This is a genomic window from Streptomyces sp. MspMP-M5 (genome assembly GCF_000373585.1).
Classification (GTDB): domain Bacteria; phylum Actinomycetota; class Actinomycetes; order Streptomycetales; family Streptomycetaceae; genus Streptomyces.
In genome coordinates, this window is record NZ_KB891877.1 from 75,421 (window position 1) to 90,406 (window position 14,986).

Here is a 14,986-nt window from a genome sequence, read left to right on the forward strand (position 1 = left end):
GATTGGCTCTGGCTCTTGGCCAGTTGCCGCTCGCAACCGATAGCATCCCAGGAAAGCCGCCGTCCCCCGTATCCATACGCGGCATCCTCCGCTACGAAGGTCATCCATGCCCCACAGCCAATCCTCTGCACAACGCGGTCGCGTCCGCCTCGCGCGCGGAGCGTCGCCGTGGCTCCTCCCGACCGTGGCAACGGCGGCGCTCAGCGTGGCCCGCGCCCGCCGGTCGGGACGCTGGGCCGCCGTCGCCGTGCCCACCACCGCACTCGCGGCGGGCATGCTGTGGTTCTTCCGCGACCCCGAGCGAGAGATCGCTCAGGGCCGCGTCATCTCTCCGGCCGACGGCGTGGTGCAGAGCATCATGCCGTGGAAGGACGGCCGCACCCGCGTCGCGATCTTCATGAGCCCGTTGAACGTCCACGTCAACCGTGCGCCGCTGGCCGGCACGGTGACGTCCGTGGAGCACATCCCCGGCGGCTTCGTCCCGGCGTTCAACAAGGAGAGCGAGAACAACGAGCGGGTCGTCTGGCACTTCGACACCGAGCTGGGCGACATCGAGATGGTGCAGATCGCCGGCGCGGTCGCCCGCCGCATCGTCCCCTACGTGCCCCAGGGCACCAAGGTCGAGCAGGGCGAGCGGATCGGCCTGATCCGCTTCGGCTCGCGGGTGGACGTCTATCTCCCGGAGGGCGTCGAGCCGGCCGTCGAGGTCGGCCAGGCCACAACCGCGGGGGTGACTCGCCTTGACCGTGATTGATCCCGAGACGCAGGCGGGCTGGGCGCCCGAAACCGACGAGGACGACGATGACATGCCGCTGTCCACGCGGCTGTCAATAGCGGACACCCTCACGCTCGGCAACGCCATCTGCGGCTTCATGGCCGTGTACTTCACCACCACCGGCGTCCTCATCCCCCACCTGACGGGGACCGAGGACGGCGGGATGGCGCGGCACAGCGCCGCGATGGCCGTGATCCTGATGCTGCTGGCGTCGGTCTTCGACCTCTTCGACGGACTGGTGGCGCGCAAGCTGCGGGCCTCGGCGATGGGGGCCGAGCTCGACAACCTCTCCGACCTGATCAGCTTCGGCCTGGCACCCGCGTACTTCGTCGTGACCTGGGGCATGGTCGCCCAGGACGCGCACCAGCGGGTGTCGGTGGTCGCGGCGGTGGTGGTGCTGCTGGCGGTGGTGCTGCGGCTTGCCCGCTTCTCCTGCGTGACGCTGCGCGACGGCATCTTCCAGGGCATGCCGAGCCCCTTCGGCGCCCTGACCGTCGTCGCCATCGTCCTGCTGGAGCTGCCGTTCCTGCCGACGCTGCTGGCGATCATCGGGGTGGCCTGGCTGATGGTGAGCCGGGTCGAGTACCCCAAGCCGCGGGGCCGGCTCGCGGTGGCGATGCTCAGCTGGATCGTGCTCAGCATGGGCATGCTCGCCGCCTGGGCCCTGGACGCCCCCGGCGGCCAGCTGCTGCTCCAGACCGGCTGCTCCCTGCAGATCGTGCTGGGCGCCATGATCCCGGTCTTCGCGACGGCCCGGAGGGTCAACACCTTCCGCGACAACCGCCGCGAGTCGCGCGCCGAGTCGCGCGCCGCGCACCAGCCCTGACGGGCCCGGGCGGCGGCGCCCCCGGAGAACGCGAGAGGCCCCGAGCGGAACAGTCCGCTCGGGGCCTCTTCGTGTGTGCGGCAGGCGGCCCAGAGGGACGCTCTCGTCGGCCGTCTGGGACACGGCCCGAACTGCCTGGGCCCTGGGCTTCCGGTCTGCCCCTCACGGGACCCCGTCGGGACGCCTCAGGCCCAGCCTCCTCAGGACGCCGGCCCTCAGAGACCGGCCCTCAGCCGCCGGCTCACACCAGGAAGTCCCGCGCCAGGCTCTCCGCCGCCCGCTCCAGCAGCGGGCCCGCCTCGGCCATGCAGCGGACCGGGTCGGGCTCCAGGTCCGTCAGGGCGTACGCACGGCGGATGCCCGCCGCCGCGAGCGCCTCCTCGGGCAGCTGCAGCCGCCCGCAGACCGCGGCCACCTCGATGCCCGCGGCCCGCGCCGCCGCGGCGACCCCGGCCGGCGCCTTGCCGTGCAGGGTCTGCGCGTCGAGCGACCCCTCACCGGTGATCACGAACGTGGCCCGGGCCAGCGCCGGCGCGAACCCCAGCACGTCCAGCATCACGTCGATCCCCGGCCGGAACGCGGCGTCCAGCCCGACCAGGGCGCCGTAGCCGATGCCGCCCGCCGCCCCGGCCCCGGGAGCCAGCGCGTGTTCCGCGGCCTTGGGGCCCACGGCTCGCTCCAGCACCTTGGCGAAGCGTGCCAGGGCGGCGTCCAGGACGGCGACGTCCTCCTCGCTCGCGCCCTTCTGGGGCCCGTAGACGGCCGGTGCTCCCTTGGGGCCGGTCAGTGGATTGTCGACGTCGCTGGCGAGCACGATCTCCGTACGGGCCAGCCGCGGGTCGAGCCCCGACAGGTCGGCCGTGGCCAGCTCCCGCAGCCCGCCGCCGCCCGGCCCGACCGGCGCCCCGTCGGCGTCCAGGAAGCGGGCGCCCAGCGCCGCCAGCATGCCCGCGCCGCCGTCGGTGGTGGCGCTGCCGCCGACCCCGAAGACGATCGACGTCGCCCCCGCGTCCAGCGCCGCGAGCAGCAGCTCGCCGGTGCCGTAGGTGGTGGCCGTCAGGGGTGCGAAAACGCCCTTCGGGAGGTGCTGGAGACCGGATGCCTCGGCCATCTCCACCACCGCCGTGCCGTCCTCGCGCAGCGCGAAGGTGGCCGTCACCGGCTCGCCGGTGGGCCCGGTGACCCGTGCCTCGTGCCGGGTGAAAGCGGCCGCGAGGGCCGCCGCGGTCGTCCCGTCGCCACCGTCCGCGACCGGGACCGCCGCCACGTCCAGACCGGGGACCACGCGCCGCAGACCGGCCGTGACGTGCTCGGCGACCTCGACGGCCGTGAGCGAGCCCTTGAACTTGTCCGCGGCGATCAGCACATGTGCTGTGTGTGTCCTTGCTGCGTCCGCCACCGTGTTTCCCCTTGCTTTCGAACTGGCAGTCGCGCCGCTGAGACCATATCCGCCCGACACCCCCGCCGAACAGAGCGGACGGAGCGGACAGACATCACCCGCGCCGCCCTCACCTGCCCGCCCTCGGCCCGTCAGCCTCTGGCCCGCGCTTCTCCGCGCCGCCGGCCACCGCATAGGCTCACGGCCGTGACGACCATGGACGACGACTACGCCACCTACATCGCCGGACTGCCCCGGGTGCTCGCCGGCGCGGGGGTCATCTTCCGCGACGCGGAGGGCCGCCTGCTGCTCGTGGAACCCAACTACCTGGACACCTGGGTGCTGCCGGGCGGCACCATCGAGTCCGACGCCGGGGAGTCCCCGCGCGAGGCCGCCCGTCGGGAGACCCTGGAGGAGATCGGCCTGGACGTGGCGCCGGGCCGACTGCTCGCCATCGACTGGGTGCGCGGGGAGACCCGTCCCCCACTGGTGTCGTACCTCTTCGACGGCGGAGTACTGGACGCGGCACAGCTCGCCGCCATCCGCCTGCAGGAGGAGGAACTCCTCTCCTGGCGCCTGGTCCCCTGGGACGAGGCCGAAACCCTGCTGGCCAAGGACCTGCGCCTGCGCATCCGCGGCGCCCTCGACGCCCTGGAGAACGACCACGGCCCGGTGGAACTGGAGGACGGCCTGCGGCCGGACTGAGGGACGTGGCGTGAGGGGGGCGGGCGGGGCTGAACGTGGGCGCCTCCTTGCTGCGGGCGCCTCATACCTGGGTGTGAGAACCGTGGGTTGATTCCTTCTCCCCGCCCGGCCCCTAGCCTCGTTCTCATGGAAGAGATCGCGGAGCGCATCGCGCGGGTGCCGGGAGTCGTCGGGGTCATGCTCGGGGGCAGCCGCGCACGAGGAACCAACCGTCCGGATTCCGACTGGGACCTGGGCGTCTACTACCGGGGCACACTGGATCTGCCCGCGCTGGAAGCACTGGCGGCGGACGTGACCGGCGGCCCCGTCGAGATACACCCGCCGGGTGCCTGGGGGCCCTGGGTGAACGGCGGGGCGTGGCTGGTCCTGCCCGACGGCAGCCATGTGGACTGGATCTTCCGGGACCTGGACCGGGTGCGGCGGGTGTGGGAGGACTGCCGCACCGGCCGCTTCGAGACCGGCATGCAGGCCGGCCACCCCCTCGGCTTCTGGTCCCCCGCCTATCCGGGCGAGGTGGCCCTCGGCCGAATACTGGCCGACGGCTCCGGGGAGTTGGGCCGCCTCAAGGAGGAGACCGGGACGTATCCCGAGCCCCTGCGCAAGGCACTGACCGGTGCCGCCGTCTGGGACGCGGGCTTCTCAGTGGCGATGGCGGCCAAGTCGTCCGCGACCGCGGACGTCCTGCACGCCTCGCTGTGCCTGTCCCGGGCGGTCGGCGCCCTTGTCCAGGCCCTGCACGCCCACCACCGCATCTGGTGCCTCAACGAAAAGGGCGCCCTGGCGACGGCTGCCACCCTCCCCCATACCCCACCGGACTTCGCCGCCCGTGTCACCACACTCCTCGGCGAACTCGGCCGCACCCAGGACCAGTTGCACCACACCCTCGCTCAGGCGGAACGCCTGGTGGCAGAGGTGAGGGAGGCGGTCACGACAGAGGGTGACGGGCCGGAGGAAGGGGGGCGGGATTAAGGAGTTCAGGTGCTGACGCCGACGGTGTGGTGGTAGGTGGTGGGGTCGGTGACGAAGTCGAGCATGGCGCGAGCGACGTCGGCGCGGGGGATGGAGCTGCCGGACGGGCCGGCTTCGAGGGCGTGGCGGTAGCGGCCGGTGCCCGGCTTGTCGAGCAGACGGGGCGGGCGGACGGAGGTCCAGTCGAGGTCGGTCTCGCGGAGGACGGCCTCCATGCGTTCCAGGTCGGTGTAGAGCTCCTTGAGGACGGCCCAGAGCAGCGGGCCGAAGACCCGGTGGGCGAGGAACGGCTGGCCGGCGCCGGTGTGGTTGAGCGGGCCGGCGCTGACAACGAGGAGGCGGCGTACGCCGGTTGCCGCCATGGCCTCGGTCACCGCGCGGGCCGAGGTCGAGGCGGGGCGCAGTGGATCATGTCGGCCGGCCTGGCCGATGCCGGAGAGGACCGCGTCGGCGCCCTCGATGGCCGGTTCGACGGAGGCGGCGTCGAGCGCGTCGGCGCGGACGATCGTGAGGCGCGGATGGCGGTCGGTCAGTTTTTCGGGGCTGCGCAGTGCGGCGGTCACGTCGTGCCCGTCGGCCAGTGCCTGCCTGACGAGGTGCCGGCCGATGCCTCCCGAGGCTCCGACGACGGTGATCTTCATGGGTCCTCCGGTGATCTTTCCTGGCCCGAGCGGAGAAGGGAGAGGGAAGGGGCGAGCAAGGGGTGAGTGAACACTTACCCACCAGTGTGGGTGAGTGTTCACTCACCTGTCAATGTAGGGTCGTTCCCATGAGCCCTGAAGCCGATGCCCCGCTGTCCGGAGGGGCGTTGACGCGCTCCCGCATCCTGGACGCCGCCGCCGCGCTGATGACGAACGTGGGCCTGACCCACACCACGACCAAGCAGATCGCCAAGGAGGCCGGGTGCTCCGAGGCGACGCTCTACAAGCACTTCCGCAGCAAGGAAGAGATCTTCGTGCGGGTGCTGCACGAGCGGGTGCCACAGTTCTCCGACGCGTTGGCGGGGCTGCCGGACCGGGCGGGTGACGAACGCGGTCCGGCCGGGCACCTCGAGGCGGTGGTGCTGGCCGCGTTGCGGTTCTACCGGGGGTCGTTCCCGATTGCGGCCTCGCTGTTCGCCAGTCCGGAGTTGCTGGCGACGCATCGGCGCAAGCTGGACGAGCTGGGCGCCGTGGGGCCGCACAATGCGAGCGGGCAGCTGGCGGCGTATCTGGCGGCGGAGCAGAAGCTGGGGCGGATCTCGGCTGCGGTCGATCCGCATGCGGCGGCCAATCTGCTGATCGGGGCCTGTTTCCACCGGGCGTTTCTCGACCTGTTCTTCGACGGGGAGGCGCCGGCAGGGGCGCTGCGGCCCGAGGGCGAGGGGGAGTTCGCGGCGGAGACGGTGCGGGCGGTGCTGGGTGGGCTCGCGCCGTCAGGCGAGCGGAGAGGGCGACGCGTAGCGGGCGACATGTAGTGGATCCGGACAGGTAGCGGGTCGGAGGGCGGGCCGGCCGGACCCACAGGTCTGTCGCCCGACGCGCGGGCCTGTTGCCCGACGCGCGGGCCTGTTGCCGGGCGGGCGGGCCTGTCGCCGGGCGGGCGGGCCTGTCGCAGGACGTGCGGGCCTGTCTCTGCGCGGGCGGCCGTCAGTCGTCGGTCACGCCTGTTCGGCCGCCCCGGACCGCTCCTGCACGGCTCGGGCTGTCCTGCTCAGGCGCAGTCGTCCGGGGGAAAGAGTCCGTCGGCGGCGCGTTCGAAGGTGAGGAGGCGGCGTTTGCGGTCGAGGCCGCCGCCGTAGCCGGTGAGGCTGCCGTTGGCGCCGACGACGCGGTGGCAGGGGACGATGATGCCGATCGGGTTGCGGCCGTTGGCCAGGCCGACGGCGCGGGACGCGTTCGGGGTGCCGAGGCGGGCGGCGAGCTGCCCGTACGAGACCGTCTCGCCGTAGGGGATGGTGCGCAGGGCGGCCCAGACGCGGCGCTGGAACGGGGTGCCGTGCAGCGCGAGCGGCAGGTCGAAGGTGGTCAGTTCGCCCCGGAAGTAGGCGCGGAGCTGGGCGATGGTCGCGGCGAAGGGCGGTTCGTCGGGGTCTGCGGGGGTGCCGAAGGTCTCCTGGGGTGGGCGGTGGCGCTGGTCGGTCATGTAGAGGCCGCTGAGGGTGTCGCCGTGGGCGACGAGGGTGAGCGGGCCGACCGGGGTGTCGTGGAGGACGGTGTGGGTCACCGGACCGGAGGGGGCGGAGGGGGCTGTGGTGGGTGTGCTCTCGGGGGTGGGTGTGCTGTCGGTGGGGGCCGCGGTGGCTGTGGTGGGGGTGGGCATGGTGGGGCTCAATTCGTGGGGAGGTGGTTGATGGGGTGGTCTTCGGTTGCCCAGAGGTACTGGACGGCGTAGGCGCGCCAGGGGCGCCAGCGGGCGGAGTGACGGATGAGGGCTGCGGGGGTGGCGGGCAGGCCGAGGCCGGCGGCCGCGCGGCGCAGGCCGAGGTCGGTGGGGGTGAAGGCGTCGGGGTCGCCGAGGGCGCGCATGGCGATGCATTCGACGGTCCAGGGGCCGATGCCGGGGAGCGCGGCGAGACGGGCGCGGGCCTCGTCCCGGTCGCTGCCGACGCCGAGTTGCAGGGTGCCGTCCGTGAGGGCCGCGACGACGCCGGTGAGGGTGGCGCGTCGGGTGCGGGGCATGGCGAGGGTTTCCGGGGCGAGGGCGGCGAGGGCGGCGGGGGTCGGGAAGAGGTGGGTGAGGCCGCCGCAGGGGTCGTCGACCGGTTCGCCGTGGGCGAGGACCAGGCGGCCGGCGTGGGTGCGGGCGGCGGCGGTGGAGACCTGCTGGCCGAGGACCGCACGGATCGCGAATTCGTCGGCGTCGGCGGTGCGCGGCACCCGGCGGCCGGGGGCCTTGTCGACCAGCGGGGCGAGCTGCGGGTCCTCCCGGAGCAGGCTGTCGACGGCCTCCGGGTCGGCGTCGAGGTCGAGCATCCGGCGGCAACGGGCGATGGCGCCGGCGAGGTCGCGGAGGTCGGTGAGGGAGAGCCGGCAGTCGATGTGGTCGGGGTGGGGGGTGAGGGCGACGATGCCGTGTCCGTAGGGGAGGTCGAGGGTGCGGCGGTAGGCGCCGTCGCGCCATTCCTCGACGCCGGGGACGGCGGTGGCGGCGAGGTGTCCGAAGAGGTTGTCGGGGTTGAGCGGCTGCCGGAAGGGGAGCCGCAGGGTGAGGGTGCCGGGGGTGGTGGCGCGGGGGCCGGGGCGGGCGCGGCCGCGGAGTTCGGTGGGCGCGAGGGCGAAGACCTCGCGGACGGTCTCGTTGAAGGAGCGGATGCTGGCGAATCCGGCGGCGAAGGCGATCTCGGCCATCGGGAGGGTGGTGGTCTCGATCAGGAGCCGGGCGGTCTGGGCGCGCTGGGCGCGGGCCAGGGCGAGCGGGCCGGCGCCGAGTTCGGCGCGGAGTTGGCGTTCGATCTGGCGGGGGCTGTAGCCGAGGCGGGCGGCGAGACCGGGGACGCCTTCGCGGTCGACGATGCCGTCGGCGATCAGCCGCATGGCGCGGGCGACCAGGTCGGCCCGTTCGTCCCACTGCGGGGAGCCGGGGCTGGCGTCCGGGCGGCAGCGTTTGCAGGCCCGGAAGCCGGCCTGTTGGGCAGCGGCCGCGCTGGGGTAGAAGCGCATGTTCTCCGGTTTGGGGGGCACCACCGGGCAGCTGGGCCGGCAGTAGATGCCGGTGGTGACGACGGCGATGTAGAACCATCCGTCGAAGCGGGCGTCCTTGGACTGCACGGCGCGCAGACAGCGCTCGGTATCGGTGTGCATGTCCTCCAGGATTCCGCAGCCGGGTAGGTGCGGGCTGGCGGAAATCCGACATCAACCTTGGCTCGTCAGCTCGGACACGGATTTGCCTCGGCTTGTCAGCCCCCGGACACCGGCTTCCCTCGGCTCGTCAGCCGGGACACCGGCTTCCCTCGGCTCGTCAGCCGGGACACCGGCTTCCCTCGGCTCGTCGGCCGGGACACCGATGTGCCTTCGGCTCCCCGTTGCTCTCGCAGGGGGTGGTGTACGGCGTGATCACCCCTCGGCGAGGGCGGTCTCGTAGGCGGCGTGGGCGCGGGCGTCGAAGACCACGAAGCGGATCTCGTCGAAGGCGTCGGGGGTGTCGGCGAGGGCGGCGCGGACACTGGCGACGGCGGTGCGGGCGGCGTCGGCGATCGGCCAGCGGTAGACGCCGGTGGAGATGGCGGGGAACGCGACGGTGCGGGCGCCGAGTTCCGCGGCGGTGCGCAGGGACTCGCGGTAGCAGGAGGCCAGGAGTTCGGTGCGGTCTTCGGAGGTCGAGTGGACGGGGCCGACGGTGTGGATCACCCAGCGGGCGGGCAGTCGGCCGGCGGTGGTGGCGACGGCCTGGCCGGTGGGCAGGCCGCGGCCGTACCGGCCGGCGCGGAGGGCGCGGCACTCGGCGAGGATGTCAGGCCCGCCGCGGCGGTGGATCGCGCCGTCCACGCCTCCGCCGCCGAGCAGGGAGGAGTTGGCGGCGTTGACCACGGCGTCGACGGCCTGTTCGGTGATGTCGCCCTGGACGAGGGTGAGGGTGGTGGTCATGTGGTGAGCCTAGGCGCTTGCCCGGTGAGGGCAGGGCGGGTCCGCATGGTCTCGTCGTTCGTCCGGAGGGCGGGTCGGGGGGCGGCTCGGGTGGCCGGGGCAGGTCCCGGTTGCGCGGGCGCGTCCTAGCGGCCGCTCGCCCGGAGGCGGCGCCAGACGGCTCGGGCGGCGTGGTGGCCGGACATGCCGTGGACGCCGGGGCCGGGTGGGGTGGCCTGGGAGCAGAGGAAGACGGCGGGGTGGGCGGTTTCGTAGGGGACGCGGGTGAGCTTGGGGCGGATGAGGAGGCGGAGGCCGGCGGCGGAGCCGGTGGCGGTGTCGCCGCCGACGTAGTTGGCGTTGCGGGCGGCGAGTTGTGGGGGGCCGGCGACGGCGCGGGCGAGGACGAGGTCGCGGAAGCCGGGGGCGAAGCGTTCGATCTGGCGCTCGACGGCGTCGGTGGCGTCGCCCGTCCAGCCGTTGGGGACGTGGCCGTAGGCCCAGAAGGTGTGGTGGCCTTCGGGGGCGCGGGTGGGGTCGATGAGGCTGGGCTGGGCGGTGATCAGGAAGGGGACGGAGGGATCGCGGCCCTGGACGGCGGCGTCGAGGGCGGCGGAGATCTCGCCGCTGGTGGGGCCGATGTGGACGGTGCCGGCGTGGTGGGCTTCCGGGGCGGTCCAGGGGACGGGGCCGGACAGCGCGTAGTCGATCTTGAAGACGCTGGGGCCGTAGGTGACGTCGCGGTAGGCGTTGCCGAGGCCGGCGATGCGGGCGAGGGCGGTCGGGGAGGTGTCGAAGACGTAGGCGCGGGCCGGCGGGAGGTCGTCCAGGCGCTTGACCTCGAAGTCGGTGTGGACGGCGCCGCCGTGGGCGCGGAGGAGGCCGGCGAGGGCGTCGGAGATGGCCTGGGAGCCGCCGCGGGGCACCGGCCAGCCGTTGGCGTGGGCGGCGAGGGCGAACATCAGGGCCAGGCCGCTGGTGCCGAAGCCGCGGAGCGGCGCGATGGCGTGGGCGGCGAGGCCGGCCAGCAGGGCGCGGGCCTTCTCGTCCTGGAAGCGGTTGTTGAGGAGGGTGACCGGCTGCATGGCGACCAGGCCGAAGCGGGCGTAGGTGAGCGGGTCCTGGGGCAGGCCCAGCCACTGGGTGCGCAGGAAGTCGTGGGCCAGGGTGTCCCACCGGCCGGTGAACGGGGCGACGAGCCGGCGGTAGGTGCCGGCGTCGCGCGGCCCGAACGACATGGCGGTCTCGCCGACGGAGTGCGCCAGGACCGCTGCGGTGCCGTCGGGGAAGGGGTGCGCCATGGGGAGGTCGGGGTGGAGCCATTCCAGGCCGTGGCGCTCCAGGGGCATGGCGCGGAAGGCGGGGGAGCCGGCGGCGAGCGGGTGCACCGCGGAGCACGGGTCGTGGCGGAAACCAGGGAGGGTCAACTCCTCGGTGCGGGCGCCGCCGCCGATGGTGTCGCGGGCTTCGAAGACCTCGACGGACATGCCGCGGCGGGCGAGTTCGACCGCCGCTGTCAGGCCGTTGGGCCCCGATCCGATCACGACGGCATCGAGCATCGTCGGCACCTGCGCCACTCCCCTCGTGTCCGACCCTCGTCGGTGAGGGTCAGTTGGCGGCAGCCAGCAGTCCGAGGATACGCCGCGCCGTTTCGGCGTCCCGTGCCGCGGTGAAGGGCAGCGCGTTGCCGCCTTCGATGCGGAAGGGACGGCCGGCGACGGTGCCGCTGGCGCCGCCCGCTTCGTGGACGAGGAGCAGACCGGCGGCGTGGTCCCAGGAGTTCTCCCAGCTGAAGGCCGTGGCGTCGAGCCGGCCGACGGCTATGTGGAGGTACTCCAGGCCGGCGGAGCCGCAGGGGCGGGGCGTGACGCCGGGGGTCTTCAGGGCGGCCAGGACGCGCTTCTGGTCGTCGGTGGTGAAGTCGGGGTGGGAGGTGGCGACTTCGAGATCGGCACCGGGGGCGGGGTGGCCGGCGGTGAGCCGTGCGCCGTTGAGCCAGGCGCCGGCGCCGCGGCGGGCGACGGCCATCTGGCCGAGGGCGGGGGCGTACGTCCAGGAGGCGAGCACCTCGCCGCGGTGGGCGAGGGCGACCAGGGTGGCGAAGCCGGGGTCGCCGTGGACGAACTGGCGGGTGCCGTCGACCGGGTCGACGATCCAGACGGGGGCGTCGCCGTGGAGGGCATCGAGGACGGTGGGGTCGGCGTGCACGGCCTCTTCGCCGACCACCCGGGAGCCGGGCAGCAGGGCGGTGAGGGCGGCGGTGAGGTGCTCCTCGGCGCGCCGGTCGGCGATGGTGACGAGGTCGTGCGGGCCGTTCTTCTCGACGATCTCCTCGGCGCCGAGCTGCCGGAAGCGGGGCACGATCTCGTCGGCCGCGGCCTGCCGGACGGCGGCCTCCACGGCCGCCCAGTCCAGCCCGGAGAGATCGGGCTCGGCGGCGGGCGCGGCGGCCGGGGTGAGGGTGACGGCGTCGGCGAGGTCCGTGGTGGCCGTAATGTCCGTGGTGTCCGTGGTGTCTCCCGGAGTGCGGATGTCCAGTGCTTCGATCATGCATCCATCGAACCATGGGCCACTGACACTCCGGCCGGACTCCGGGTGAACTCCGGGTGCCGTACGGACCACGGGCGGGTGCCGCCGGCCGCCCCGGAGAGCACCGGCCACCCCCGCCCCGCCGGCCTCGCCCCAAGCCATCACCCCAGGTCAGCACCGTATCCGGCGTCGCGAGGCGGCGTCCCGCAACGGCGTCCCGAGGCGGCATCCCAAGGTGGCCGGCCGCCGGTCACCGCACCCCCAGGCAGCCCGCCGCCGTTCACCGCCCGACCGCGTACCCCTGCATGCCGCGCGGATTGGCCGCGGCCGACAGCACCCCGGTCCGCGGGTCGCGGGCCACCGCGCACAGCCGCCCCTCCGACCAGGCGCCGCCCACCGTGACGTCGTGGCCGCGGCGCCGCAGCCCGTCGATGACCGCGTCGCCGATCCGGGATTCGACGGTGACGCCGCCGGGCCGCATGACGCGCGGGAAGAAGGAGCCGGGGAAGGAGTCGTGGTGCCAGTTCGGGGCGTCGATGGCGCCCTGGAGGTCGAGGCCGCCGCGGACCTGCGGGCGCAGCGCCACCGCCAGGAAGAAATGCAGCTGCCACTGGTCCTGCTGGTCGCCGCCGGGGGTGCCGAACGCCATGACGGGGACGCCGTCGCGCAGGGCGAGGGACGGGGTGAGGGTGGTGCGGGGGCGGCGCCCGGGGGTGAGGGAGTTGGGCAGGCCCTCCTCCAGCCAGGCCATCTGGAGGCGGGTGCCGAGCGGGAAGCCGAGGCCGGGGACGACGGGGTTGGACTGGAGCCAGCCGCCGGAGGGGGTGGCGGAGACGAGGTTGCCCCAGCGGTCGACGATGTCGATGTGGCAGGTGTCGCCGCGGGTGGTGCCGTCCCGGTCGACCTCGGGGGCGACGGCGGGCGGTTCAGCGCGGCCGTGCGCGGCGGTGTTGAGGCCGCGGGCCATGGTCGGCTCCCCCGCGCCGCCGGCCAGGAGGCCCGCCGCGGCGGACCCGCCGGTTCCGGTGGCCACCGCCAGGGCGTGCTTGCTCAGCCGCGGGTTGCGGCCCTCGGGGCTGCCGGGCCGCAGCGCGTACGAGGCGCGGTCGCCGATGAGGGCGCGGCGGGCGGTGTTGTAGTCGTCGCCGAGCAGGGTGGCGAGCGGGACGTCGGCGGCGTCGCCGTACCACGCCTCGCGGTCGGCCATCGCGAGTTTGCTGCCCTCGATGAGGAGATGGACGTATTCCGGGCTTCCGTAGGCGGGCAACTCCTCGGGCAGCAGGGCGAGTTGCTGGAGGAAGACGGGGCCCTGGGTCCAGCCGCCGGCCTTGGCGACGGTCCAGCCGTGCCAGTCGTGGGTGACCGGGTCCTCGTAGGTGGCGGTGTAGGCGGTCAGGTCGTCGCCGGTGAGGGTGCCGGCGTGCGGTTCGCCGGAGGTGTCCATGGCGGGGCGGGCGGCGAAGTCGGCGAGCGCCTCGCCGATGAAGCCCTCGCGCCAGATGCGGCGGGCGGCCTCGATCTGTGCCTCGCGGTCGGCGGAGGCGGCCGCGGCCTCGGTGAGGAGGCGGCGCCAGGTGGCGGCCAGGGGGCGGTTGGTGAGGAGTTCGCCGGGGCGGACGGCGCGGCCGCCGCGGAGGTAGAGCTCGGCCGAGGAGGTCCACTCGGTCTCGAAGAGCGTGCGGACGGTTTCCACGGTCTCCCCGATCCGTTCGACGGCGGGGTGACCCTGCTCGGCGTATCCGATGGCGTAACGGAGCACCTCGGCCAGGGACTTGGTGCCGTGGTCGCGCAGCAGCAGCATCCAGGCGTCGAAGGCGCCGGGGACGGCGGCGGCGAGCGGCCCGGTACCGGGGACGAGGTCGAGGCCCAGGGAGGTGTAGTGGGCCACGGTGGCGCCGGCGGGGGCGGGGCCCTGCCCGCACAGCACCCGCACCGGTCCGTCCGCCGGGGCCAGGATGACGGGCACCTCGCCGGCCGGCCCGTTCAGGTGCGGTTCGACGACGTGCAGCACGAACCCGGCGGCGACGGCGGCGTCGAAGGCGTTGCCGCCATCCTCCAGTACGGCCATCGCGGACTGGGACGCCAGCCAGTGGGTGGTGGCGGCCATGCCGAAGGTGCCGTGGAGGGTGGGGCGGGTGGTGAACACGGGGGCTCCTCGTCGTCGTGGGGCATGGCGGCTCTTGTGGGGCGTGGCGGCCCATGGCGGCCGGCGGGGCGTACGGGTCACCCGTACTCTCCCCGGACTGGGCGGCTTCTCACCCTCCCCGCACGGGTGGGCGCCCCACGCGGGTGCCGGCGGCCTCCGCCACCGCCGCTCGGCACAGCCCTGCCCCGGCTGCCGGACCCGCCGGGCTGACGCGGTCACGCCTGACGGGTCGGCAGCACGATCGCCTGGCGCAGGTTGACATGGCGGGCACGGCTGGTCGTGAAGGCGATCAGGTCGGCGATGTCGTCGGCGGACAGTCCGATCAGCGCGTCGAACATGCCGTCCAGCTGGCCGGAGAGTTCCGCGTTGTCGACGTGGTCGGCGAGTTCGGTGTCGGTCAGGCCCGGTTCGATGTTGGTGACGCGGACGTCGAGCGGGCCCAGTTCGGTGCGCAGGGACTGCGAGAGGTAGGTCAGCGCGGCCTTGGTCGCGCCGTAGACGGCGTAGTGGGGGAACGGGACGTGCGCGCCGATCGAGGAGATGTTGACCAGGTCCGCGGTCCGGCCCGCCGCGGCGGCCGCGATCAGGTCGGGGGTGAAGGCGCGGATGACGCGCAGCGCGCCGGTCACGTTGGTGTCCAGCATGCACTGCCACTCGTCGGTGCGGCCCGCCGTGACGGGGTTGGGCAGCATCACGCCCGCGGCGTTGACGACGAGGTCGACGGCGCCGTACGCGGTGTGCACCTGCCGTACCGCGGCGTCCACGCAAGCGGCGTCGGTGAGGTCGGTGGGGACGGCGAGGGCCTGGCCGCCGGCCGCCTCGATCTTGCCGGCCAGGTCGGTCAGGTCGGTCAGCCGCTCGGCCCGGCGGGCGAGCAGCGCCACCCGCACACCGTACGAGGCGAGCAGCCGGGCGGTGGCCTCGCCCATGCCGCTGGCGGCTCCGGTGACAACGGCGGTGCGGCCGGTGAGGGTGTCATACGACATGGGATCTCCTGGGGTGGTGGTCGCCCCGGGGCGTCTCCCGGCGACGTCCACCACCTTGCGGCCAGCCGGCGCGGCGGCCCAGAGTGGCGGTTTTCCTGGGTTTGCCAGTACCAGGAAAGACGGGGGGC

At 73.9% G+C, this 14,986-nt stretch carries 14 protein-coding genes; 5 read left to right on the plus strand and 9 right to left on the minus strand.

The features are described from left to right. Positions 1–106: 106 nt before the first annotated feature. Both B073_RS0107585 and pssA read left to right on the plus strand, forming a co-directional pair. The gene (locus B073_RS0107585; protein ID WP_026247163.1) at positions 107–754 is read left to right on the plus strand and encodes a phosphatidylserine decarboxylase; all 648 of its coding nucleotides are present in this window, start codon (positions 107–109) and stop codon (positions 752–754) included. Further along, positions 741–1,601 (plus strand): CDP-diacylglycerol--serine O-phosphatidyltransferase, encoded by an 861-nt coding sequence (pssA, locus tag B073_RS0107590; protein ID WP_018537480.1) that lies wholly within the window; start codon positions 741–743, stop codon positions 1,599–1,601. Before B073_RS0107585 ends, pssA begins: the two co-directional genes overlap by 14 nt. A 241-nt stretch (positions 1,602–1,842) precedes the next feature. Here the strand turns inward: pssA and B073_RS0107595 are convergent, their stop codons facing one another. Next, complete coding sequence (locus tag B073_RS0107595) at positions 1,843–2,967, minus strand: glycerate kinase (RefSeq protein WP_018537481.1); 1,125 nt, start codon at positions 2,965–2,967, stop codon at positions 1,843–1,845. A gap of 219 nt (positions 2,968–3,186) precedes the next feature. Here B073_RS0107595 and B073_RS0107600 point away from each other — a divergent pair, with 219 nt between their 5' ends. Both B073_RS0107600 and B073_RS0107605 read left to right on the plus strand, forming a co-directional pair. Beyond that, a complete protein-coding gene (locus B073_RS0107600; RefSeq protein WP_026247164.1) occupies positions 3,187–3,684 on the plus strand; it encodes an NUDIX domain-containing protein in 498 nt (165 codons plus the stop codon). A gap of 126 nt (positions 3,685–3,810) precedes the next feature. Next, positions 3,811–4,653, plus strand: coding sequence for a nucleotidyltransferase domain-containing protein (locus B073_RS0107605; RefSeq protein ID WP_018537483.1), 843 nt, complete (start codon positions 3,811–3,813; stop codon positions 4,651–4,653). A gap of 5 nt (positions 4,654–4,658) precedes the next feature. Here the strand turns inward: B073_RS0107605 and B073_RS0107610 are convergent, their stop codons facing one another. Next, a complete protein-coding gene (locus B073_RS0107610; RefSeq protein ID WP_018537484.1) occupies positions 4,659–5,294 on the minus strand; it encodes an NAD(P)-dependent oxidoreductase in 636 nt (211 codons plus the stop codon). 128 nt (positions 5,295–5,422) lie between these two features. On the opposite strand from B073_RS0107610, the gene B073_RS0107615 reads away from it, so the two are divergent. Beyond that, on the plus strand, positions 5,423–6,109 hold the full coding sequence (locus B073_RS0107615; protein ID WP_026247165.1) for a TetR/AcrR family transcriptional regulator: 687 nt from the start codon (positions 5,423–5,425) through the stop codon (positions 6,107–6,109). Positions 6,110–6,345: 236 nt separating this feature from the next. Here the strand turns inward: B073_RS0107615 and B073_RS0107620 are convergent, their stop codons facing one another. The 7 genes from B073_RS0107620 to B073_RS0107650 all read right to left on the minus strand — a co-directional run bounded on the left by B073_RS0107620 (position 6,346) and on the right by B073_RS0107650 (position 14,858). After that, a complete protein-coding gene (locus B073_RS0107620; protein ID WP_018537486.1) occupies positions 6,346–6,954 on the minus strand; it encodes a methylated-DNA--[protein]-cysteine S-methyltransferase in 609 nt (202 codons plus the stop codon). Between the two features lie 8 nt (positions 6,955–6,962). Then, entirely contained in the window at positions 6,963–8,435 is a 1,473-nt protein-coding gene (locus B073_RS0107625) for an AlkA N-terminal domain-containing protein (RefSeq protein ID WP_018537487.1), read from the minus strand. A 252-nt stretch (positions 8,436–8,687) separates the two neighbouring features. After that, entirely contained in the window at positions 8,688–9,218 is a 531-nt protein-coding gene (locus B073_RS0107630; protein ID WP_018537488.1) for an O-acetyl-ADP-ribose deacetylase, read from the minus strand. A gap of 125 nt (positions 9,219–9,343) precedes the next feature. After that, the gene (locus tag B073_RS0107635; protein ID WP_026247166.1) at positions 9,344–10,765 is read right to left on the minus strand and encodes a phytoene desaturase family protein; all 1,422 of its coding nucleotides are present in this window, start codon (positions 10,763–10,765) and stop codon (positions 9,344–9,346) included. Positions 10,766–10,805: 40 nt separating this feature from the next. Further along, positions 10,806–11,747, minus strand: a complete 942-nt coding sequence (locus B073_RS0107640; RefSeq protein WP_018537490.1) for an inositol monophosphatase family protein — start codon at positions 11,745–11,747, stop codon at positions 10,806–10,808. Positions 11,748–12,006: 259 nt separating this feature from the next. Then, the gene (locus tag B073_RS0107645; RefSeq protein ID WP_018537491.1) at positions 12,007–13,872 is read right to left on the minus strand and encodes a gamma-glutamyltransferase family protein; all 1,866 of its coding nucleotides are present in this window, start codon (positions 13,870–13,872) and stop codon (positions 12,007–12,009) included. A 215-nt stretch (positions 13,873–14,087) separates the two neighbouring features. Beyond that, on the minus strand, positions 14,088–14,858 hold the full coding sequence (locus tag B073_RS0107650; protein WP_018537492.1) for an SDR family oxidoreductase: 771 nt from the start codon (positions 14,856–14,858) through the stop codon (positions 14,088–14,090). Positions 14,859–14,986 lie beyond the last annotated feature (128 nt).

What these genes read in the sequence shown, in the direction of transcription:
- B073_RS0107585 (WP_026247163.1), top strand. Translation starts at nt 107, where the DNA reads ATGCCCCACAGCCAATCCTCTGCACAACGCGGTCGCGTCCGCCTCGCG.
- B073_RS0107605 (WP_018537483.1), top strand. Translation starts at nt 3,811, where the DNA reads ATGGAAGAGATCGCGGAGCGCATCGCGCGGGTGCCGGGAGTCGTCGGG.
- B073_RS0107610 (WP_018537484.1), bottom strand. Translation starts at nt 5,294, where the DNA reads ATGAAGATCACCGTCGTCGGAGCCTCGGGAGGCATCGGCCGGCACCTC.
- B073_RS0107615 (WP_026247165.1), top strand. Translation starts at nt 5,423, where the DNA reads ATGAGCCCTGAAGCCGATGCCCCGCTGTCCGGAGGGGCGTTGACGCGC.
- B073_RS0107620 (WP_018537486.1), bottom strand. Translation starts at nt 6,954, where the DNA reads ATGCCCACCCCCACCACAGCCACCGCGGCCCCCACCGACAGCACACCC.
- B073_RS0107625 (WP_018537487.1), bottom strand. Translation starts at nt 8,435, where the DNA reads ATGCACACCGATACCGAGCGCTGTCTGCGCGCCGTGCAGTCCAAGGAC.
- B073_RS0107630 (WP_018537488.1), bottom strand. Translation starts at nt 9,218, where the DNA reads ATGACCACCACCCTCACCCTCGTCCAGGGCGACATCACCGAACAGGCC.
- B073_RS0107640 (WP_018537490.1), bottom strand. Translation starts at nt 11,747, where the DNA reads ATGATCGAAGCACTGGACATCCGCACTCCGGGAGACACCACGGACACC.
- B073_RS0107650 (WP_018537492.1), bottom strand. Translation starts at nt 14,858, where the DNA reads ATGTCGTATGACACCCTCACCGGCCGCACCGCCGTTGTCACCGGAGCC.